Here is a 21,838-nt window from a genome sequence, read left to right on the forward strand (position 1 = left end):
TCCTTGACGCCAGGGGTCTGGGTTCGTAGCATAGCGGGCCTTGTGTTCCCCGGTAGCTCAGTCGGTAGAGCAGGTGACTGTTAATCACCGGGTCGGAGGTTCAAGTCCTTCCCGGGGAGCCAATAAAAACAACGAGTTACAGGTTTTTTCCGTATTTCTCAATCTCCGAATTTCTCTCTGGTATCAACTGAGTATCAACTTCGGGTAGATATCTCTCTTCGTCCTCAAACGCACAAGCATTGGGGTCATCCTCAACGTCTGGCCCATCGTTCTCCCCATATCTCGGGTAATCCGGTTCCCTATCTTCTGCGTACCTGCCCAGGCACTCCGCATACTCCTAATTACCAAGCGCCGCTTCATCCCTATTCTTTGTCGCGCGCCGATCGGCCTTAGCGATCAGGTCCGCCATGATCTACGCCACGAGGCGGCCTCCCGGCTGTTCATTGTGGGTTGCATGGCCTACACATGAGAAGGGTCTCAACCCTATGCAGGTGGCGGCGATCGCGGGACAAGACCCCGCAGATATTGCGGGCCGAATGGCCCGCACCGTGCTCAAGCGGTATACCCATTATTTAAGGGCAGAGGATCTGGTGGGGAGTTGGGGTAATACATCACGGAAGTCCTGGCCAGCTTCTTTCCTCTTTTTAAACCATGCGAATGCGCAATCCACGAGCCATGGCGACCCATCAATCTACCCGCATCGCAGAATACCTGCCCATCGGCCATAGCCGACAGTTGCAGGGGAGTGTTGATGGTCTATCTATGTCCGCTTTACTGAACGGTGATCAAACGGCGACGTCGAACTGGAGCAGTTCTTCGAGGTATCCCGCCCGCGGACATTCAACATGTCCAATGAGGGGCACCGTCCTTACGCGCAGCCCTGTAGTGGTGGGGTTAGGAGAGGTGGACCCCAACCCTTGGACAAAATCTCCGGATCTTTAAGTGGATTATCCGCCGGGTTGATCAAGCGGCCTGTCCCAGAGACACCCCAGCATAAGCTTGCCACGGTGTCTGTCGGTCCGTCAGCCCTTGATGACGTCTGTCATGATTATAGAAATCGAAGTATTTGGCAAGAGAGGCTCGTGCCTCGGGAATCGATTCATAGGCCTTGAGATACACCTCCTCGTATTTGACACTGCGCCAGAGACGCTCCACGAACACATTGTCCCGCCACCGTCCCTTGCCATCCATGCTGATAGCGATCTTGTGGCGCTCTAGAACGCTGAGGAACGCTTCACCGGTAAATTGCGCCCCTTGGTCAGTGTTGAAGATCTCCGGTGCCCCATAGCGCGCTATGGCCTCTTCCAGAGCCGCGACACAGAAGTCGGCCTCCATAGTGGGTGAGAGCCGCCAGGAGAGCACCGCACGGCTTGCCCAATCCATGATGGCGACCAAGTAACAAAAGCCCTGGCGCATGGGGATATACGTCACGTCCGTACACCAGACGTGGTTAGCTCGTTCGATCGCCAAACCCCGCAAAAGATAGGGAAAAAGGCGATGACCCTTCCCGGGAAGACTGGTCTTGCGCTTAGGATGCAGGGTCTCTAAGCCCATGAGGCGCATGAGCCGCTGGATGCGCTTGCGGTTCACGAACCGGCCCTCTTGTTCTAGAGCATCCCGTAATCGCCGGGAGCCGAGGAAGGGGTATTGAAGATGGACCTCATCAAGGCGGCGCATGAGGACAAGATCGTCCTCGGAGACCGTGGCCTTGCGCGGGTAGTAGACCGTAGACCGGGCCACCGCAAGAAGCTCGCACTGGCGGGTGACGGGCAGTTCGGGGTGATGGGGTTCGACCCGGTGGAGCCGCTCGGCATGGGTCATTTGCCGAGCACTCGTGCTAAAAAATCCTTCTCGACTGTCAGCTGTCCGATCTTCGCGAACAGCGCCTCGCGATCCCCTGCGGGATCGGCGCAGGCGGCGCCCTTGCCAAAGAGGGTCGCCGCTTGATCAATCAGCTGCCGGCGCCATTGGGTGACCTGATTGGGATGGACCTGATGCTTGGCCGCGATCTCGTGGATCGTTTTTTCTCCCGCCAAAGCCTCTAAAGCCACCTTAGCCTTGAATTGCGGGGCGTGGTTACGACGTATTTTGCTCATGGTATTCCGCTCCTTGTATCGCTACTTTAGGGGCGAACGTCCACTTAAGCCAGTGTCCTAAAATTGGGGTCCATTTCTAGGCGGCAGCGGCACGAAACCGATGCTTTCGATGATACGCGAGATATTTCGCATGTCGTGCCGTTACATCTATCTTCACTTCGGTTTTACCGATAAGCGCCTGTAGCGTTTCATGACTAACCTGAGGAGATATCAACATCTCCCCAGAATCCTTAAAAGAGATCAGGCCCTTATCAAAGAGAACGTCGGCGTTTGGAGATAACAATAAGCCGTTGAACATGTCTAAGCGCTCCCTATTCGAACTTTTGCTCCAGGGCTTAATATGTGAAGCGCGCAGGACCATGTGAAGCGGGCACAACGTGACACAACACCTTGTCCAATAATCAAGCAGACCATCTCGGAACCGTCCTTGACCAAGCCTGGCCTTCGCAAGCTGCATCCTATCCGTAGCGGATAGCTTCGGATTGTTAGCGATGGACACCAGTGCTTCTGTGTCCAACAGATCCGCTATGTCGGGAGGGATCCAGTACTTGCGCTTATTGCCAAAGGCGCCTGCTTTTGACGCTGAAACGCCGATTTGACGGCAAAATGCGATATAACGCTTTTCAAGAGCTGCATCGGGCAGTGGCGGTGATTCGATTATCCTGGTGAGAGCAGCGTTTGTGACTCTACCATCGCGATCCGGATTGCTGGTATGCGAGGAAAGTTTGTTACCCACATAACCTATAAACCGTGACGGCGCAAACGCAATACCGACGTCCGAACTATACGGGACGAAACACGTTCCACGCGTGATGAGACCAAGATACTCCATGGAATTGGCCGTTCGGCCGCGTTCTAGTTCTGCGATATTGGCCAGCACTTGCTTCATTGTAGTGACGGATTGCATGTTCTCCCCCCTGCCGATCCGCGGGCCCAACGCGCTGAACGTACGGCACCGTTTCCGGCTATAATGGTCACACGAAATTTTTCTTTCCCCAACGTCTATTTGTGATAGGTGTCCCCTTGGTTCCGCCCGTGCACGATTATTGTGAATTTATGGTCAGCCAACTTGCGGCTTCTGTGGGCTGTAAACGTCGAACTGGAACCCCCTCTCGCGACACTGCCGCTGGCCCCCAAGAGAATGAGGCCGAGCAGGCTTCTTTCCGCTCCTTCATGAGCCTCCTGCGCTCACAGCATCTGACAAGATCAGCTCTCCTCACCGCCATCCAACTCCTCGCCATATTCAAGCTTGCGCAGGGCGATCGAGGCCTCCGCCGACCGGCTCTCGGCTGCAATCGACTGGTCAAGCTCTCGGATCCGCTCGGCAGCGAACAGCCGCACTCGTTCGTTCGGATCGGAAAGCCACGGGTCGAGCAATACCTTGCGCTCTGTGTAGATCTCTACAAAGCCGAACTCACCGGATACAACACCCGTCTTACGCAACACGGATCGGGCCTTCTCCAGTAATTGGGTCCCAGGATCTGCGACGGCCACGATCGCGCGTACGAGAGCATAGACGCAAGGCTTACCCTCGAAGGCGGCAAGAACGCCAAGCACGAACGCCAGATCCTGTGCGTTTCCGCCATCCTTAATCAATGTCGTCAGTCGCACTTCCATTCCATTCGACAGGTCCGGAAACACAGAGGCGAGCAGCCTTCCACCTTCATCGGTGAAGTATTGGGGGTTGGTGTTGAACCAGGTACGCGCGCCGTCCAGCATGATATCTGGAACCGCGGCCAGCGGTGACTGGAGTTGATGTACTCGGAAGGGCACGGCGTCGTAGTGCAGTGGCACGGCGTCCGTTCGCGCAAAGTTCTGCCGCTTCGCAATGAAGGCGACTACGCTTGCGGGCCACCGCTCTGCGATGGCGGCCGCGATGTACTCGGCGTTATATTCGAGATCGGGATAAGGGACCAGCGCATCGAGCACAACACTTGCCTGTTCCTCGTCGAGCGCCCGGAGGATGGGGCTCCCAAGCCAAGAGAACCAGGACATGTGAACCCAGCTGAAATCCTGGGCCACCGCAAGGGTACGGAGCGCCGGAAGGAAGACTTCCTCAATCAGTGTGCCAGGATGGGCAGCGAACTGGGTGACGGCCGCGATCAGTACGTTGCGCATCGCGTGCCCGTCGCCCAGCTCGATCGCGCGGTCAAGGGTACGGCGCAGCAGTCCTTCGTCGAACGGATCCGCCAACCGCAGGTGCCAAGCAATATGGCCAATATATGCGCCTGCCCGAAGCCACGCCTCGATGTTCGTGAGTGTTTGTTCACGTTCCGAACTCTTCATCAGCCCGGCGAGCATAGCAGGCAGGAAGTTTGCAAGTGGCTCCTCAATCCGGTCGATATAGCCGAGGACGATAGCTGGTTGCGCGACCGCCAGTAGTTCGAGGAACCTGCCGAATACCGGAAAGGTGGCGACGTCATCGGACTCGGTCCGAGCATAACGGGTTATTCGATCGAACCAGATATCCGCGTTAGCCGCTTCGACCGAGGCGACCAGTTCATCAACCCGCCCGGCTCTATAGGTGTTGGCCTGTTCGTAGCCGAAATCCTTGTCCTCCCAGGCGGACGGAAACACCGATTCGAACCCGACCAGCGTCTTGTGGATTACGAAGTCTGGATCGGAGTTAGCGCGGTCGCGGAACGCGAGCGCAGCGGCCCTCACCTGCGCGCGACCCGCGACAAGGTCCGGTTCATCACGCATCGTCTCGGGCAAATCTGCATACATCCAGTAGTGGCGATGAACCCAATGCTCGGTGCTTTGCAGGAGATCGTGGCTCAACGCCGGCACGATGCCGGCCTGGAATTCCATAATAGTGCGCGTGTCCTCCATCACCACCCGCGCGAGCGCATTGCTGTACCCGCCGCGAATGGGGTGCCGCGCCGCAGCGTGAAGAGCTCGGAGCACGGCGCGACGCTCTTCGTCACTCTCGGCCAACGTGAATTGACACTTCAGCAGATCAATCGCCTTCGTCCGTAGAATACGAAGCGCCTCGGACACAACCACGACACCGCCGTGGAACGTCACCGCGGTGGAACTGTTCGTCGTGCCGCTGATCTCCGTACCTAATATCTCGTCCAGCATCGTGACCAGCAGCGGAGCCAAGCTGCGGCGTTCGTCCGCACCGAGCGCCTCGATGTTCTGGACCAGGAGCCTTTGCACGATCGGGCCGTACTGGCGCCAGACGTACAGCTGGTGCTTGGCGAGCGCCTTGCCCAGATCCAGGAGGGGCTTTCGTTCAGCCTCGGTCGCCGCCCAGCCATATAACGTGCGCAGAGCGTCGAATGTGGTGTCGACGTCGAGATATCGATAGCGCGTAAGGAGGTCCGCGATGGCCTTGAGAATGTCGCTGTAGTCCTTTCCTGACAGTGTGCCATAGGGCGTTTCGATCGCAGCTGGCGGTGTCGCCCGGGCACGATCCGCGGCCGCGACCAGACGCGCGACGACCTCGGGATAGACGGTTTGCAGATCATCATGGAGCGGGAGGACGTTCTCCGCAAATGTCTCGATCGCTTGGGCGCGAACATTGTTGTTCGCCGCCTCAACGATCGCATCCAAAGCGTCGCCATCAAACAGCGCCTTGCCTTCGATGAGCCGCTGGAAATCGCTGGCAATCTTCTGGAACTCATAGCCCGCAGGCAGAAGATACTTACGAGCGACCTTCTGCATCCGGTTCTTGATGCCGTCGAATGCCCTGCCGCCGAAGTCGCCAAGCTGCGGCGTCTTATAGATGGTATCGTGAGCCATCTCCGCCCAGGCATGATTAAGAATTGTCTGAATCTGAACCTCACACCGCATCCCCGCGAAGCGGCCATACTCGGGCAGGGCGAGTCGCTCAGGCCGAAGCCTGACGAGGTAATGATCGGACATATAGAGCTCGGCTGCATCTTCTGCCGCGCGCCGGGGATAGTGCAGCTTGCTCTCAAGCACCTCGAAATTCTCGTGTATCATGCCGGAGTTTATGAACCGGGTGACATCGCTGTTGGTGTAGAAGATGACTCGGCAGCCGGCGAGATCTTTTATGTTATCCGCGAGCGTCGCCGTAGGTGCGATGCCACGTTGCTCAAGCTTCCTGCGCAACGCAGCGGGTTGCTTCGCACGCTCTACCACCTGCTGGAGTCGATAGCCTTCGCCGGCGCCGATCGCGGCCTTCAGGATCGCGGCGACAGTCGTTGCGAACGCCGCGTACGCGGCCTGCCCTACATGCTCATATCCATCGAAGTCCATCCGCTGGCGATCCTTCCGTTACGTATTCTAAGGGGGGAGTTTAGTGGTTCAGGCGTACTGTGACGAGCAAAGGCCTGCTTTCTGGTCCCTATGTGACCGCGCACAGGATCGAGAGCGCCAGCTCATCTTGTCAGGAAGCGGACGCTCAAGGCGGCGGCGCCGATCACCCCGTAGGCGAGTTTCGAATGGCCGGATAGGCCGATGAGCAGTCTTTCATGACCATCAATTTGACTGACTGTTCCTGCCGCGCAATAACCGATTTCCCGTTCTCCGCGTAATGGTATAAGCCTCAAACAGCCTATCACGCAAGTGTAAGGTTCGCGTTTGGGCTGCCGTCAGTCTTATCGCGCTCATCCTTTTCGCCTAGGCCGCCACCCACAAAGCCGACAACAACTCCGCCTGCGCTAACACAGTCTTGGTGGCCTCCTCCTGTAGATCCGGTGGGAAGCCATGTTTTTTGGGTCTTCAGGCTTTCGTGTGGGTAAGTGGGTATTGGGCTTGCATCAGGTGCCCCCGCAGGCAAGCATGGTACCCCACTGCATGACACTGAACTGTACCAAAAGCTCTTGGGATGTCCGGCGCCGTGGCGAGTCACGGCAGTGGCGGTACAAGTTGCCTCAGGCGATACGCGGCTTTAAGCGAGATACCGGTGCACGTGGGTTGGCCGCCAGACGTGCCGCTGCACTGCCCTGAATGTGATGCTGTAGTACCCGGTTAACAATCCGTCCGCGACCGGGCACCATCTGAATACGATGCAAGGAAAGACCTTCATTGAGGCCGACGTCCCACGGGTCAACTGTCTGAAATGTGGGGCCCAACAGATCCCGGTCGCCTGGGCCGAGGACGGGAGCCGTTACCCCTCACTCTTTGAAGCCTATGCCATTCAGGTGTTGCAGGCGGTGCAAAGCCCGGTACAGGCCCAATGGCTGACGGCGCTCTCCTGGGACCCAGTAGACCGGGTCATGGGCCATACGGCCCACAATGGGGAGCGGGCGGTCACACGCGGCGTGGCACGGTGATCATGGGAAGGGTTGCGCTTGCTCTGCACGCAAAGCGATGCCGGCCTCGATGAGAAGAGCTTCGGCAAGGGTCATGATATCGTCTCGGTGCAGCACGACCTCGAGGGGCGACGAGTGCTTGAGGTGGTGCCCGAACGCACCCGGGAGGCCGCCCATACGCTCTGGACCGCGATCCTTAAGCCCCAGCGCCTAGGGCTTTCCGCAGTGGCCATGGATATGTGGGCGCCTTATTGGGAGGCCACCCGGAGTGGCGGCTCCGCAAGCCCTGATCGTGCATGACAAGTTTCCCTGCGCGAAGGAGTTGAACAAGGCGGTTGATCTGGTGCGTCGGCGCGAGCACCGAGAACTGCAAGCCCAGGGCGAGGAGACGCTCACGAAGACCCGATATATTTGGTTGAAGAACCCGTTGAACGGGACAGATCGCCCGCGGGAGCGCTTCCAGACGATCAAAGTCGATGCGTTGAAGGTAGGCCGTGCCTGGGCCATCAAGGAGGCGTTTTCCGACTTCTGGGATTACCGGTATACCGGATCAGCCCACAAGTTTTTCGACCGCGGGTTTCTGGGCGACCCACTCACGACTACCGCCCATCATTGCTTGCGCGAAGACCCTCAAGCGCCATCTGCCGGGGTTGCTCGCCACCACGAAACATCGCATCACCAACGCCGCCGCAGAAGGCATGAATGCCCAGATCCCGCTCCCCAAAGCCAACGCGCGGGGCTATCGGAATTTCACTCAGTACCGCATCGCGATTCTCTTTCATTGCGGGAAGCTTGACCTCTATCCAGCGGGGTGCCCGTCATGAGGCTTTTATGGGCTACCCACACGAAACCCGGAAGAGCCTTCAATTTCGGTCAGACACTAAATACTCGGAGTAAAAAGTTCTTGACCAGCTGAATTCGCCAGTCGGGGCGTTCACGATCAGCGAAATACGCAGCCGATTTCAAAATGCTCACCCATATCCTGGTGCCCATGACGTGAACGTAGCGGATCTCCTCGTTGCCGCACATCTGGCATGTCATGTAGTCGGTTTCGTCTTGTGGCTCGCCGTCAACCCGCAGGTCGACGACATTCATGCAATACTACCCTTCTTAAGGCGCACCGGACTGGTCCCATCGATTTCCGCTCATCTTATCCCCTTATTGGTAACAAAATGCGATGGACTGATGCGCACCACAAATTCATAGACATGCTCTTGTGCGAGGCATATAGTACCCGTAAGAACGCTAACTAGCGATCATTAACCTGAATTGGCAGCCAGGATGTCCAACGAACAGCTTGCAGACTTGACACAGCCCCAGCGCGACCGACTTGCGTTCATAGAGTTGTGCCTGCGCTTCATTGGAGAGATTCGTCGTCAAGACCTAGTGTCGCGTTTCGGCATACAGGCAGCAGCAGCAACCCGGGATATCGGGATCTACAAGGATCTCGCCTCAGGCAATCTAGACTATGACACCAAGAACAAGGTGTATGGCTACGCGGAAAATTTTACACCCGTCTTTGATTTCCCAGCAGAGCGGGTCTTGGCTTGGCTGTCACTGGGCTTTGGTGATGGCGAGCCTCTCACCCTCAAGTCCTGGATTACCTGTGAGACCCCCTCACGACTCACAAAACCAGGACTCGATACGCTCGCCCGCGTCACCCGTGCCATCCATCAGGAGCACCCCCTCAAAGTCACCTACCACTCCTTGTCGAGTGGCGAGAGTGAACGCGAGATCGTCCCCTTTGCGTTAATCGATAACGGCCTGCGCTGGCATGTCCGCGCTTTCGATCGGCGAAGCAAGGATTTCAGGGACTTTGTCATCACGCGTATGAAGAGCCCCGTAACACTGAAAGACAGCAATGTTCTGCCACACGAAGAAAGTGACCAGGACATCCAGTGGACCCGGATCGTAGAATTGGAGCTGGTGCCGCACCCCGATCAACCGCACCCCGAGATCGCGGAGATGGATTACGGTATGACCAGCGGCACGGTGAAGATGAAGCTCCGTGCAGCGACGGCTGGCTACATCCTGCGCAAGTGGAGCGTCGACTGCTCCGCAGACCACAGCCTTCGCGGACCGGAGTTCAGGCTGTGGCTCAAGGACCACTTGGCCTTGTACGGCGTTAAGAACGCCATACTGGCACCAGGGTATGCGGCCCTGGATGCCGCTCGGGCGGGAGCGGAATGTGACTAAACAAGGGACGCCACTGCTTGCGCCGGTCGCGGCGGTAGAGCAAACGAACTACGAGAGATGAGATGAAAGAATCCTACCTACCGGCATTGCTGCAAATGAGAATGCTCGTCGGCTTTCTTGGCGAGCGTGCTCAATGCGCCTGGTGGCCAACGGCGTTCTATGAGGCATCAAGCCGGCTTTTCCTGGAGCCCGTCTTCTCGAAAACGTCTCGCCTCGCCCAGTATCACGGTGTGCTGGAAGCCGCCAGACGATTGCATGACGAGCATCTGAGTGTCGGCAGCTACCACCTGTTCCGTTTGCCAGAAGAGGTCGAGCAAGACCTGCACGGGATCGTGCAAAGCAGCGTGGGTGAAGAACTCGCTAGCCAGGCTCCACAAAGCAAAGAGGCCGCTCTAGATGCATTAAAGCGCTTGGCCGCGACGAGCAGCACGTTCAGCGCGGGACCAACGATGGTCGGAAGCATTAAGGATCTCGACTCGACTGATACCCTGAAGACCATCGCGGCGACCTACCTATCGGCGTTCACACAGGATACCAAGATGTATCCATATCTGGTGGGGTGACCGTGGCCGACAATAAGCTCTACACGAGCCAACTGGGGGCGGGACTCGGCCTGGTCAACGAGACTAAAACACTGTTCGAGTTATACTCGCCTGGTGTCTCGGCAAATCAATTGCATCAGGTCGCTCTGGAATCGGGTCGATTCCCCACTGTCACCGCGCGCCGGCTGCGCAACATCGTCGTTGAATGCTTCGCTCCGCGCTACTTGGTGGCGGGCGGCGCTCCGGCCGCCCGCCTCAAGCAGCTGGCCGCAACAATTTCTACTGCCGATCTGACGCAACTCATGCTCGTCTTTACGAGCCGAGCCAATCCAATACTTGGTGACTTCATCCGTCAGGTTTATTGGGGTCGCTACACTGGGGGATATACACAGATCACTAATGAGGATGCCCGTACGTTTGTTGGGCGCGCGATCGACGATGGCTTGACGACCAAGCGCTGGTCAGAATCTATGGTTCGGAACGTCTCGGGATACCTGACCGGTTGTTGTGCAGATTACGGGATGCTCGAACGTGGCCGGCGAACGAGTCGCCGCATCCTTCCATTCCGAATCTCACCTGTAGTAGCGGCATACCTAGCGTACGAACTGCACTTTGCGGGTGTTGGCAACAACGCCCTGCTCACGCACGAGGACTGGCAGCTATTTGGTCTGGCTCACGAAGACGTGCTGGAAGAGATCAAACGGCTTTCGCTGAAGGGGCTGCTCATTGTCCAGGCGGCTGGCGAAGTGATCCGGATCAGCTGGAAACAACACGACATGGAGGCGCTCTGCGATGCCCTCACTCAAAGCTGACTTTGACGAACTGCGCGAGCGTGTCCGGCATGGGCGTGAGCTCGGTCATGCGAGCTTCGAGCCGATATACTACCTCGTCTTTTCTCCGGAACAGATCCTCGAGGTGAAGAGACAGACGCCCGCTTGGGTGGCCAAGCTCCACCAGGAAGGGTGGGACGTACACACTTTCTCCATTGCAGAGCATATCTGGGCGCTACTCAAAGACGATCCGTTCTGGTCGCTCTGCGTAATGGAGGACAAGTCAGCACCTCTCGACTGGCCGCGTACCAACAAGGCACTGGCGGACATCCTGACGGCGGATAATAGCTTGATGAAATGTCTGGAGGATGCCCTACAACCGCTCGAGGGCCAGCAGAACGCGCTGCTCTTGGTGACCGATCTTGAAGCGCTGCATCCGTTTCTGCGCATCGGAGCTATCGAAAGTCAGCTCCAAGGCAAGTTTCACGTGCCGACGATTTTTCTATACCCCGGCGTGCGAACCGGCAAGACGCGCCTGAAGTTTCTCGGGTTCTACCCGGAAGATGGCAACTACCGCTCCGTCCACGTCGGCGGCTGAACAGACATAAGAACCCTGGGACAAACCCATGACCATCCGATCACTCTTCGACCCAAGCAAGGACATCTACCGGACCATCGAGAAGGTCATCACCTATGGCGCCTCGCAAGAAGGTCGCCTCAAGGCTGAGATCTCCGAGTATGTGGTCACCGAGAGCATTGAGGAGCAGTTCCGCAAGCTCCTTGATCGCATGCAGCTAGCGATGGAGTCCGGCGGGGAGAATGAGGTCGGCGTCTGGGTCTCAGGCTTCTACGGGTCAGGTAAGAGCTCGTTCACCAAGTACCTCGGCCTGGCATTTGATGATCAGCGCACCATCGAGGGCACGCCGTTCATCAAGTACCTGCAAGACCGCCTACACAAGCCACAGACCAAGGCTCTGCTGAACACTGTTGCACAAAAGTTCCCTGCCGCCGTGGTCATGCTGGACCTCGCTAGCGAAATGCTCGCTGGCGCCACGATGGAAGACGTCTCCACCGTCCTCTACTTCAAAGTGCTCCAGTGGGCCGGTTATTCGCGCAATCTCAAGGTCGCCGCCTTCGAGCGCATGATTGAGAAAGACGGCCGTACCCCCGAGCTGCATGAGCGCACTGCCCAGGCGTTGCCTGGTGCGACCTGGGCTCGCGTTCAGAACAACCCACTGGTCACCGACGGGTTGATCCCGGCAATCGCCCACGAGATGTACCCGGCGCTCTTCCCGGAGCCTAAGTCCTTTTCATCCAGCACCGAGGGCTTCATCCAGTTCGAAGATCAGCGCGTGCAGGAGATGATCGATATCATCCGCGAGAAAAGCGGTAAGCAGAACATCATCTTCATTGTCGACGAAGTCGGCCAGTACGTGGCTTCGCGTGACAACCTGATCCTCAACCTCGATGGCCTGGCCAAGAACCTCAAGCGGCTGGGCGACGGCAAGGCCTGGATCATTTCCACCGCGCAGCAGACTCTCACCGAAGACGATCCTCGCGCAGCACTAAACTCGGACAAGCTGTACAAACTGAAAGATCGCTTCCCGATTCAGATCGACCTTGAATCGAGTGACATCAAAGAGATCTGCTACCGCCGTCTGCTCGGGAAATCACCGGCTGGCGAGACAGAGCTTGGCAAGCTGTTCGATGCCCACGGCCAGGCGCTGCGGCACAACACCAAGCTGCAAGACGCCAAGTATTACGACGCGGACTTCAGTAAGGAAAGCTTCACCAATCTCTACCCGTTCCTGCCAGCTCACTTTGACATCCTACTGCACCTGCTGGGCGCACTGGCCAAGTCCACCGGCGGCATCGGCCTGCGCTCTGCGATCAAGGTCATCCAAGACGTCCTGAAAGGCGAAGGCGGCTCCAAGGCGATGGCCGACCAGCCCGTGGGCTGGCTCGCCACCACCGTTACGCTGTACGACGAGCTAGAGAAGGACATCCGCCGTGCCTTTACCTCCATTCACCAGGCGGTTGGCAAGGTCCAGATTCGCTTCCCGGACTCGCAGCTCCACCAAGACATCGCCAAGTCCGTCGCCGTGTTGCAGATTCTCGGCAACTTGCCGGTGTCGGTCCAGAACGTCGCGAGCCTGATGCACCCCTCCGCCACTGCATCCTCGCAGCTCGACGCAGTGCGCAAGGCCGTGGAAGACATGTTGGGGGACGTGCATGTACCGCTTGGCGAGAAGGACGGCAACCTTGTTTTCCTCAGCGAGAAGCTGCGTGACATCGAACAAGAGCGCGGTGCCATTGCGCTACGTACCGTGGATGTGAAGCGCATCTTCAACGATGCGCTTCGCGAATCCTTCGACCCGCTGCCCCGCGTCAATCTGCATGGCACGATGGCCGTCGCAACGGGTTTGAAGGTCCAGGCCGGCAGCGCCATCACCAGCCTGGCCGGTGATCACAGCATCATCCAAACCGTCGTTGAGCTGGTGCCTGCCAGCGACTACGACGCCGCCAAGAACCGCATGCTGGACGACTCCCGCAGCCGTGCGGGCCGCAACATCATCGGACTTTTGGCCCGGTCCAACCGCGAGCTGGACGATCTGGCCAACGAAATCTATCGCTGCCAGCGCATCGCTGAACTGCACCGCAACGAGCCCGACCAAGAGGTCAAAGACTACTCCACCGGCCAGCTTGACCGCGCCGCCAAACTTGCGACCCAGCTCCAGAGCAAGATCAAGCAAACCCTGCAGGCTGGTTCGTTTGTCTTCCGGGGCCAGGCGACGGCGGTATCGACGCTGGATGCCAACCTGCTGGAGGCGGCGAAGAAGCTGCTCTCCGATGTGGCCAACCAGGTGTTTGACCGCTATGTCGAAGCACCGGTGCGCGCCGGCACTGATACCGCTGAGAAATTCCTGAAAGTCGCCAACCCTGCCGCCATTGGCAGCAGCCTTGACCCGCTCGGTCTAGTGCAAACGGTCGCAGGCCGCGCCTCGTTCAAGACCGATCACAAGGCGATGATCAGCATCCGCGACTACATCGACAAGCACGGCACGGTCGACGGCAAGCGCCTGCTCGACGATTTCAGCGGCGACCCGTTCGGCTGGTCGCAAGACACCACGCGCTACATCGTGGCGGCCATGTTGATGGCTGGGGAAATCAAGCTCAAGGTCTCAGGGCGTGAAGTCACCGCCGCTGGCCTACAGGCGATCGATGCCCTGAAGACCAACAACTCCTTCAAGCAGACCGGCATTGCCCTGCGCGACGAGCGGTCGTCCATCGAAACCCTCGCTCGGGCGGCGGAGCGGCTCACCGAACTCGTCGGCGACATGGTTATTCCGCTGGAGCAGGAGATCAGCAAGGCGGCAGCCAAGCACTTCCCTCGCTTCCAGCACGATTATGGATCCTTGGCCGAGAAGCTCAGTGGCCTCGGGTTGGCGGGCAGCGACCGCATCCGCACACTAAACCAGGACATTGCTGACGTCCTGTTCACCGATGCGGCGGACGCACCCCAGCGCCTGGGTGCTGAAACCTCTGCCATTTATGACAACCTCAAGTGGGCGCTCGAAGTGAAGCGCGTGCTCGACAACGGGCTCGACGCCACCCTGCGGGATCTTCAAGCCCATCGTTGCGACATCGAGGACTCGCCCGACACCGGCGTGCCGGGCGAGCTGCGCCGCGAACTCGCAGAAGACCTGGGAACCCTGTCAGAGCGCCTGGGCAAAGAGGACTTCTACAAACACACCGCCGACTTCAATTCGCAGCTCACTCACCTGAAGGGTCGGGTGCGCGATGCCGTCATCACCCTATCTGAACAGCAGAAGCTGCGCTTGAAAGATGGCGTAGAGGATCTGCAGCGCATCCCCGAATGGGAGGAACTTACCCGAGAGGAACGTGGTAATGCCGGGAGTCGACTGGATGGACTCGCCTTGGCAACCACGCAAGATCTGGCCGGACTCAAAAAGCTCCTGGCCCGCGACTACGACATCAACAGCACCCTCGAAGAACTCAAACGCTCCATCCAGCGTCAGGGCCAGGAACGTCTGCGCCAGCGCATGGAAGAAGATCGCGCCAAAACCGGCGATAAAGGCCCAGCCAAACTCTTCAAGTCGATCTCGGTGCCCATGAAGATAACCTCGGCTGCGGACATCGACGCACTGATTCAGCAGCTTCACGAAATCAAGGCGCAGCTCGGTCTCTATGCGGAGATCGAAGTGACGCTTGTCATCAGTGACCAGCCCGGAAAGGATGGGGGCTAACGATGGAGGTGGAAACAGAATTTAGGCAACACATTGAGCAGGTCGCCGACGAGGTGCTAACGCAATTCGAAAGCATTGCTGCTGTAGCCAAGAGCAAGCTTCACGATCGGCGAACGCAGGGCGCCGACGTCCTGGCGAGCATCAACACGATGACGTCCAGTTCCACCATCCAGAGGCTGGATCAGATCAGTCAAGCCAACCGAGAGAGCTATCAGGTACTGGCGGCTGAGCCCGCTATTGCCCGTGTCGTAGTGATAGATGAGGAAGGCGAAGAGCGCACCTACTATATCTGCCGCACTAGCCCGGCCTCAGGCTTCCTTAACCTGGCCAGCTACCGCGCCCCAGTCGGGCGTTTGGCCTCCTTGGCGATTGGGGCCGAGTTCACCTTGCCGAATGGAACTGTGGTCGAGGTGTTGGAGCGTGCTCAGCTCAGACCCACCGCACTCGCCGGCGGTTGGGATTCGCGCGATACCGTGGTTGAGGCCGAGCATCTCGGCCCATTCACCATCGAATCACTGCGAGCGTTGCTGACCGAAATCGGGGGCGAAGAAGTCACCGAAGATCTCTTGGGCCGACTCCTGGCCGAAGAGACCGTTAAAGAAAATATAATCAATGGCTTGCGCCGCAGCGTCATCACGAAGATGGGGCTGCGCGATCAGCCCGTTCTCGATCAATACCAAGACGAGATTTTCCGCCTTCCTCTCGACAAACGCCTGCTGATCCTGGGCCCTCCGGGGACCGGCAAGACCACGACCCTGATCCGCCGCCTGGGCCAAAAGCTCGACACCGCCTTCTTGGAAGAAGGCGAACAACGTTTAGTAGAGATGGTGGGAACAGCGCAAGGTGTTGCGCACTCCAACAGTTGGCTGATGTTCACGCCCACCGAGTTGCTCAAGCAGTACCTCAAAGAAGCATTCGCACGCGAGGGCGTTCCTGCCTCTGATCTTCGAATCAGAACCTGGCAGGACTATCGGCGCGAGTTGGCCAGAAACACCTTTGGTGTACTCAGAACCGCTTCTGGTGGCGGTACCTTTGTCTTGAAAGACGCGCTACCCAGCTTGAGCGCAGAGGTTCTAGATCGTCCCATTCAGTGGTTTGACGACTTTGATACATGGCAGCACAACGCCTATGTGCAAGAGCTGCACGAAGCGGCAGCGCTGCTCCGTGCAGCCAAGGCACCAGAAGTCCAGCACCTGGGCGAACGCATCCAAAACATTCTGGCGCGGGCGGGTGACGGTGCCTTGGCATCCACGTTCGGATCACTGGCCGCAGAGCTCCCTAAGGTGCAGGCGCTCGTCACCAGTCTGAAGGAGGCATCTGACGGCAAGATCAAAGCTGCGCTCAACCTGCAGCTCAACCGCAACCGAGCGTTCCAGGATGAGTTGGCCCGCTTCATCGATGACCTGCAGCAAGCCCAGGCGCCCGATGCCGACGAGCAGGACGACCTCGATGCCGACGAGGAAGAAGACACGACGGCCCCACGCACGGGTCGTGCAGCCGCGTTCAACGCTTACATGCAAGCCGTGCGCGCCCAAGCCCGGGCAGTGGCATCCAAGCGCACAGGCAGCAAGTCGTCTCGTAACGGCAAGATTATCGAGTGGCTGGCGGCTCGTGGCCTGACAGAGACGGATCGCGCCGAAGTGGGGGCGAGCCTTCTGGTGCAGACTAATGCCCACCGCTTCGTGAACCCGGTCAAACGCTACCTCGATGGCATCCCCAAGCGCTACCGTGCATTCCGACGTGAACGTCAGCAATCAGGCAACTGGTATCGAAACGAAGGCTTCGAGGCCCGCGACATCCATCCGCTAGAACTGGATATTGTCTTGCTGGCGATCTTGCGCGCTGCAGGCGATCTGAGCAGCCGGCCCAACATCCAGCGAGACATTGACAGCCCGGCCTGGTCATCGCTGCAGCCCATCCTCAGGCATTACCGCAACCAGATCCTGGTGGATGAAGCGACAGACTTCTCGCCCATTCAACTTGCCTGCATGGCAGCGCTGGCCCATCCACGCCTGCGCTCATTCTTTGCCTGCGGTGACTTCAACCAGCGATTGACCACCTGGGGTGCCCGTTCCGCTGACGACTTGAAGTGGGTTTTTGCCGACTTCGACATCAAGGAGATCACCGTCTCCTATCGCCAGAGCAAGCAACTCAACGACTTGGCCCGCGCCATGATCCGCGCAGTGAGCGGCACCGAGCAGAACGCTAGCTTGCCCGCGCATATGGACAGCGCGGGTGTGGCGCCTGCCTTGCTGGAGCATGCGGCCGATACAGAGACCATTGTCAGTTGGCTGGCCGATCGTATCCGCGAGATCGAGCGCTTCGTCGGTCAACTGCCTTCCACCGCTATCTTCGTGAACGCCGAAGACGATGTGACCCCGGTGGCTGAGGCGCTCAACGCAGCCCTGGCTGAGCACAACATCCAGGTCATCGCCTGCCACGAGGGCCAGGCCGTCGGGCAAGAGAGCAATGTGCGCGTGTTCGACATCCAGCATATCAAGGGGCTGGAGTTCGAGGCAGTGTTCTTTGTTGGCATCGATCAACTCGCCGCTTTACAACCGGCTTTGTTCGACAAATACCTGTACGTGGGCACCACGCGGGCGGCCACGTACCTGGGCGTGACCTGTACAAGCACTTTGCCGGCCACCATCGAGAGTCTGCGCACTCACTTTGGCCAGGACTGGGAAACGCCAGGTTCGCAACGCGCGGTCACAGAACAATAGGAATCGATTGATGGCCTTTGACAAAACAACAAGAAACCGCCTGCAGCGCTTCGTCAATGACGCGCGCCGTGTGCTGGAAGAGGAGTTCACCCGCCAACTCCAGAACGACTACGGCATGGACCCGAACGCGGGCACCGTGGCGGAGCTAGTCAGCCTGCGCCATATCAATGATGCCCAGCGCGAATCCGCACGCATCTTGCGCGACACCCTGGCGCACTACTGCGCCGGTGGCGACATGGATGCCAAACAGGAGCTGGACCGTATCGTCCGTGAGCAGGCCTTTACCGTACTCAACCGCTTGGCCGCCTTGCGCATGGCTGAGGCGCGTGGGCTGCTGGTCGAGTCGGTGGACAATGGCTTTCAGGCCAAAGGATTTCAGCTCTACGCACGGCTGGCTGGCATGGGACTGGGTGAAACTGGCGATGCCTACCGTACCTATTTGTTCAGTGTGTTCGATGAGCTGAGCCAAGACCTGCCAGGGCTGTTCGATCGCTACTCGCCTCAGGGCCGCTTGTTCCCGCGCGAAGCCGCGCTGCTGCAAGTGCTCAACCTGATCAACGACGCTGACATTGCCCCGCTATGGAGCGAGGACGAAACCATTGGCTGGATCTACCAGTACTTCAACTCCAAAGAAGAGCGCAAGGCAATGCGTGATGCCTCACAGGCGCCGCGCAACAGCCGCGAACTGGCGGTGCGCAACCAGTTCTTCACCCCGCGCTATGTGGTCGAATTTCTGGTGGACAACACCCTGGGCCGTCTGTGGTTCAACGCCACCGGGGGCAATACCCATCTGCGCGAGCGTTGCCAGTATTTACTGGTCAAGCCCGACGAAGCGGCCACTCTTCATTCACAAATGGCCGCGACCAAACTGCGCGACCCGCGCACCCTGAAGCTGCTGGACCCGGCCTGCGGCTCCATGCACTTTGGCCTGTATGCCTTCGATCTGTTTGCTGAGATTTACCGCGAGTCCTGGGCCTGGGAACGGCAGCATGGCCCCGGCTCGCTAGACGTCTCCACGCAGCCGGCCGCTGCGCTCAAACCGCTGAACCATACCTATAAGGACGAAGCGGCATTTTTGCGCGATGTACCGCGCCTGATTATCGAGCAAAACATTTACGGCGCGGAAATCGACCCGCGAGCCGCACAGATCGCCTCGCTGGCGCTGTGGCTGCGGGCACAGCGCGCCTGGCACGATACAGGGATCAAGGCCAAAGATCGGCCACCGATCGGGCGGGGACATGTCGTCGCAGCCATTGCGCCGCCGGCAGAGCGAGAGCTTCGCCTGCAGTTTGCTGCCAACCTCGATCAGCGCGATGCTGAGCTGTTCGAGAAGACCCTGCAACTGCTTAAGGGGCTGCCGGAAATGGGCGTGTTGCTCCAAGTTGAGCGGGAACTGCCGAACTTGATTCACCAGGCCTATGTGGGCAAAGGCACCGGCCTGTTTGCCGCGCAAGAGCAGGAGAACTGGCAGCAAGCTGAGGCACGGCTGCGCACGGCGCTCACCGAGTTCGCCCAAGCAGCGAAATCCACATATCAAGGCCGTTTGTTTGCCCAGGATGCCCTGCAAGGTCTACGGCTCATCGATCTGTGCCGTGAGGTTTTTGATGTGGTGGTGATGAACCCGCCTTTTGGTGCGCTTTCTTTAGGCGTGAAAGAGTATTTTACGGAAGCCTACCCTGATTCATTCAATGACCTGCTCGGCATTTTTGTCGATCGCGGATTAAGTTTGCTAAGGCGTGGAGGTCGGCTGGGGGCGATCACGTCTCGAACCTGCTTCTTTTTAACCAGTTTCACCGATTGGAGAAAAAAGGTTGTTTTAGGTCTTTCCGGCATCGAAGTGATTGCTGATCTGGGCCAAGGTGTGATGGACGACGCCATGGTGGAGGCGGCAGCTTATGTGCTAGAGCGCGGCACCACGGACCCAACAACCAATGTTATTCGTGCTATAGCCGACGATAACCGCCATCAAGCCTTGGATGATTGCGTGTCTATTCATCGTAAGGGCAATACTGATGAACGCTTGTTTCAGGCTGAAAAGAAAACGTTTGATCTGTTGCCAGATTCGCCCTTTGTCTACTGGGTGGGAGCTGAAACGATCAAGCAGTTTAATTCTGAAGAACGCTTTGAGCCGAATGTTGGAAATGTGCGAGTTGGATTGCAAACGGGCGATGACCCACGCTTTGTTAGGGCCATATGGGAGGTCTCCCCCAAGGACACGCAATTTTGCTACTACCCGACAAATGAAAGAGCCTTTTGCAGCTTTGATGATCCTGTTGTGCTGTCATATTTGCGGCGACGCAAGGAAGGGGTTCCACGTTGGGCGTTTCATGTCAAGGCGGGGGCATCGCAGCCTTGGTATTCGCCCATTACTTTGAAAATTAATTGGCATGACAAAGGAGTCGAACTCCGAAATTTTACTGATGCCAAAGGGAAGCTTCGTTCGCGGCCGCAGAATGTAGGTTTTTACTATCGTCCTGGCTTCAGTTGGACGCGCCGCGCAGTCCGTTTCTATCCTTACGTTATCCCCAGCGGCTGCATTCCTTCAGTCAGCCGATATATGGCATTCCCTGAGTTAGGACGCGAAGTTGAAGCATTGGGAGTTTGCGCATCCCGCTTGGCATCAGCTTTTTTTCGCTTTTATGGGGAAAAGTTTGAGTTTCCGAACTTCTTAGTTGAGACCGTCAAGATGTTACCTTGGCCAGAATTGATCGATGATGCCAAAGACTACTTCAGTACCTTGATTGCAGGCGAAGTTGAGAAAAGACGTCAGGCATATCAAAATTATGAGCCGTTTCACGAATTTGTGTTGCCCGCCAGAATTCGCGACTACTCCTGCGGGGGCGCGGCACTACACTTTGATCGGCACAGCCTCATCGGCGAGAAAGGTGAGCGCCTGGTGGCTGATGCCTACGGCTTTACCCCGCAGCAGGCGGAGGTCGTTGAGCGTGACCTAAGGGAAGCTATATCTTATCAACATGGAGCAGCGGCTAATGCTGATGAGGAAGAGTCGTCATGTGAGGACGCCGATTTTGTTCTGGATACGTCACCTTACGCTACCGAGGAGGCGCATATATCCTACTTATTGGGGTGTGCATTCGGGCGCTGGGATATTCGCTTTGCCACCGGCGAACGTCAGCCTGAGACATTGCCGGATCCGTTCGCACCGTTTCCGGTCTGCCCTCCTGGCATGCTGCAGAATGATAAAGGTCTGCCAGCTCGCCAGCATGAGTTGCCAGAAGGCTATCCGCTGGCCGTCGCTTGGTCAGGTGTGCTTGTCGATGATGAAGGCCATTCTTTTGACGTTGTTGAACAGGCGCAAAGTGCGCTGCGTGTGATTTGGAAGGAACATGCCGATTGTGTAGAAGAAGAATCTAGCGTGAAATTGGCAAGTAAGTCTCTTCGTGATTACTTTCGACGTTCAAGCGGCTTCTTTACGGACCATCTTAAGCGGTACAGCAAGAGCAGCCGCAAAGCCCCCATTTACTGGCCACTGTCTACAACCTCTAGCAGCTACACGCTGTGGGTCTATTACTCCGGCCTCACCAGCCAAACGCTTTACACCGCCATCAACGACTTTGTCGAGCCGAAGCTCAAACAAGTCGGCGCTGATGTGACGGCGCTGCGCAACAAGGGGGCAGCCCGCTCGCGCGACGACGAAAAACAGTTCGAGGTGCTACAGGCGTTTGAATTGGAGCTGATCGAGCTCCGCGACTCCTTGCTCAAACTTGCACCCACCTACAAGCCCAATCACGACGACGGCGTGCAGATCACAGCCGCGCCGCTGTGGCCGCTGTTCCGCCACAAGCCCTGGCAGAAGGTGCTCAAGGACACCTGGGCCAAGCTGGAAAAAGGCGACTACGACTGGGCGCACCTAGCCATGAATTACTGGCCGGAGCGCGTGCGTGAGAAGTGCAGGTCGGACAAGAGCCTGGCTATCGCACACGGCTTGGAAGATCTGTACATAGCGCCCGAAGCAGCACCAAGGAAGACGCGCAGTAAGAAAAAGGCTGGGGGGTGA

General features: G+C 58.0%; 13 protein-coding genes, 1 tRNA gene and 1 pseudogene. 11 read left to right on the forward strand and 4 right to left on the reverse strand.

The features are described 5' to 3' along the window. The first annotated feature begins 46 nt into the window (after positions 1-46). Positions 47-122 (forward strand) — tRNA-Asn (locus ACYCTF_RS02815). Between the two features lie 841 nt (positions 123-963). Here ACYCTF_RS02815 and ACYCTF_RS02820 read toward each other — a convergent pair. From ACYCTF_RS02820 to ACYCTF_RS02830, 3 genes are all read right to left on the reverse strand, one after another. After that, a protein-coding gene (locus tag ACYCTF_RS02820; protein WP_461282680.1) for an IS3 family transposase occupies positions 964-2,096 on the reverse strand; the annotation gives its coding sequence in 2 pieces (ribosomal slippage) (positions 964-1,835 and positions 1,835-2,096; 1,134 coding nt in all). A gap of 76 nt (positions 2,097-2,172) precedes the next feature. After that, positions 2,173-3,003, reverse strand: a complete 831-nt coding sequence (locus ACYCTF_RS02825) for an HNH endonuclease (RefSeq protein ID WP_461282681.1) — start codon at positions 3,001-3,003, stop codon at positions 2,173-2,175. A gap of 299 nt (positions 3,004-3,302) precedes the next feature. After that, on the reverse strand, positions 3,303-6,323 hold the full coding sequence (locus ACYCTF_RS02830) for a RelA/SpoT domain-containing protein (RefSeq protein ID WP_461282682.1): 3,021 nt from the start codon (positions 6,321-6,323) through the stop codon (positions 3,303-3,305). 752 nt (positions 6,324-7,075) lie between these two features. Between ACYCTF_RS02830 and ACYCTF_RS02835 the strand changes: the two genes are divergently transcribed. The 3 genes and pseudogenes from ACYCTF_RS02835 to ACYCTF_RS02845 all read left to right on the forward strand — a co-directional run bounded on the left by ACYCTF_RS02835 (position 7,076) and on the right by ACYCTF_RS02845 (position 8,145). Further along, positions 7,076-7,342 (forward strand): hypothetical protein, encoded by a 267-nt coding sequence (locus ACYCTF_RS02835; RefSeq protein ID WP_461282683.1) that lies wholly within the window; start codon positions 7,076-7,078, stop codon positions 7,340-7,342. 18 nt (positions 7,343-7,360) lie between these two features. Next, complete coding sequence (locus ACYCTF_RS02840) at positions 7,361-7,621, forward strand: transposase (protein ID WP_461282684.1); 261 nt, start codon at positions 7,361-7,363, stop codon at positions 7,619-7,621. Further along, a pseudogene (locus tag ACYCTF_RS02845) lies at positions 7,614-8,145 on the forward strand (transposase). The gene ACYCTF_RS02840 and the pseudogene ACYCTF_RS02845 overlap by 8 nt, the downstream one beginning before the upstream one ends. A gap of 49 nt (positions 8,146-8,194) precedes the next feature. On the opposite strand, the gene ACYCTF_RS02850 reads toward ACYCTF_RS02845, so the two are convergent. Beyond that, complete coding sequence (locus ACYCTF_RS02850; RefSeq protein WP_461282685.1) at positions 8,195-8,416, reverse strand: hypothetical protein; 222 nt, start codon at positions 8,414-8,416, stop codon at positions 8,195-8,197. A gap of 186 nt (positions 8,417-8,602) precedes the next feature. Here ACYCTF_RS02850 and ACYCTF_RS02855 point away from each other — a divergent pair, with 186 nt between their 5' ends. The 7 genes from ACYCTF_RS02855 (at position 8,603) to pglX (ending at position 21,838) form a co-directional block, all read left to right on the forward strand. Next, a complete protein-coding gene (locus tag ACYCTF_RS02855; RefSeq protein WP_461282686.1) occupies positions 8,603-9,517 on the forward strand; it encodes a WYL domain-containing protein in 915 nt (304 codons plus the stop codon). Positions 9,518-9,579: 62 nt separating this feature from the next. After that, the gene (locus tag ACYCTF_RS02860) at positions 9,580-10,080 is read left to right on the forward strand and encodes a BrxE family protein (RefSeq protein ID WP_461282687.1); all 501 of its coding nucleotides are present in this window, start codon (positions 9,580-9,582) and stop codon (positions 10,078-10,080) included. 2 nt (positions 10,081-10,082) lie between these two features. Continuing rightward, positions 10,083-10,871, forward strand: a complete 789-nt coding sequence (locus ACYCTF_RS02865; RefSeq protein WP_461282688.1) for a BrxA family protein — start codon at positions 10,083-10,085, stop codon at positions 10,869-10,871. Continuing rightward, a complete protein-coding gene (locus ACYCTF_RS02870; protein WP_461282689.1) occupies positions 10,852-11,427 on the forward strand; it encodes a BREX protein BrxB domain-containing protein in 576 nt (191 codons plus the stop codon). Before ACYCTF_RS02865 ends, ACYCTF_RS02870 begins: the two co-directional genes overlap by 20 nt. Positions 11,428-11,455: 28 nt before the next feature. Next, positions 11,456-15,097 carry a BREX system P-loop protein BrxC gene (brxC, locus tag ACYCTF_RS02875; RefSeq protein WP_461282690.1) on the forward strand — a complete coding sequence of 1,214 codons (3,642 nt, stop codon included), beginning with the start codon at positions 11,456-11,458 and terminating at the stop codon, positions 15,095-15,097. A 2-nt stretch (positions 15,098-15,099) separates the two neighbouring features. Continuing rightward, on the forward strand, positions 15,100-17,820 hold the full coding sequence (locus ACYCTF_RS02880) for an ATP-binding domain-containing protein (RefSeq protein WP_461282691.1): 2,721 nt from the start codon (positions 15,100-15,102) through the stop codon (positions 17,818-17,820). A gap of 10 nt (positions 17,821-17,830) precedes the next feature. Continuing rightward, positions 17,831-21,838, forward strand: coding sequence for a BREX-1 system adenine-specific DNA-methyltransferase PglX (pglX, locus tag ACYCTF_RS02885; RefSeq protein ID WP_461282692.1), 4,008 nt, complete (start codon positions 17,831-17,833; stop codon positions 21,836-21,838).

It is taken from the genome of Acidiferrobacter sp. (assembly GCF_054609335.1).

Coding starts and splice junctions, on each gene's coding strand:
- ACYCTF_RS02860 (WP_461282687.1), top strand. CDS start 9,580: ATGAAAGAATCCTACCTACCGGCATTGCTGCAAATGAGAATGCTCGTC.
- ACYCTF_RS02855 (WP_461282686.1), top strand. CDS start 8,603: ATGTCCAACGAACAGCTTGCAGACTTGACACAGCCCCAGCGCGACCGA.
- ACYCTF_RS02830 (WP_461282682.1), bottom strand. CDS start 6,323: ATGGACTTCGATGGATATGAGCATGTAGGGCAGGCCGCGTACGCGGCG.
- ACYCTF_RS02835 (WP_461282683.1), top strand. CDS start 7,076: ATGCAAGGAAAGACCTTCATTGAGGCCGACGTCCCACGGGTCAACTGT.
- ACYCTF_RS02870 (WP_461282689.1), top strand. CDS start 10,852: ATGCCCTCACTCAAAGCTGACTTTGACGAACTGCGCGAGCGTGTCCGG.
- brxC (WP_461282690.1), top strand. CDS start 11,456: ATGACCATCCGATCACTCTTCGACCCAAGCAAGGACATCTACCGGACC.
- ACYCTF_RS02825 (WP_461282681.1), bottom strand. CDS start 3,003: ATGCAATCCGTCACTACAATGAAGCAAGTGCTGGCCAATATCGCAGAA.
- ACYCTF_RS02880 (WP_461282691.1), top strand. CDS start 15,100: ATGGAGGTGGAAACAGAATTTAGGCAACACATTGAGCAGGTCGCCGAC.
- ACYCTF_RS02850 (WP_461282685.1), bottom strand. CDS start 8,416: ATGAATGTCGTCGACCTGCGGGTTGACGGCGAGCCACAAGACGAAACC.
- pglX (WP_461282692.1), top strand. CDS start 17,831: ATGGCCTTTGACAAAACAACAAGAAACCGCCTGCAGCGCTTCGTCAAT.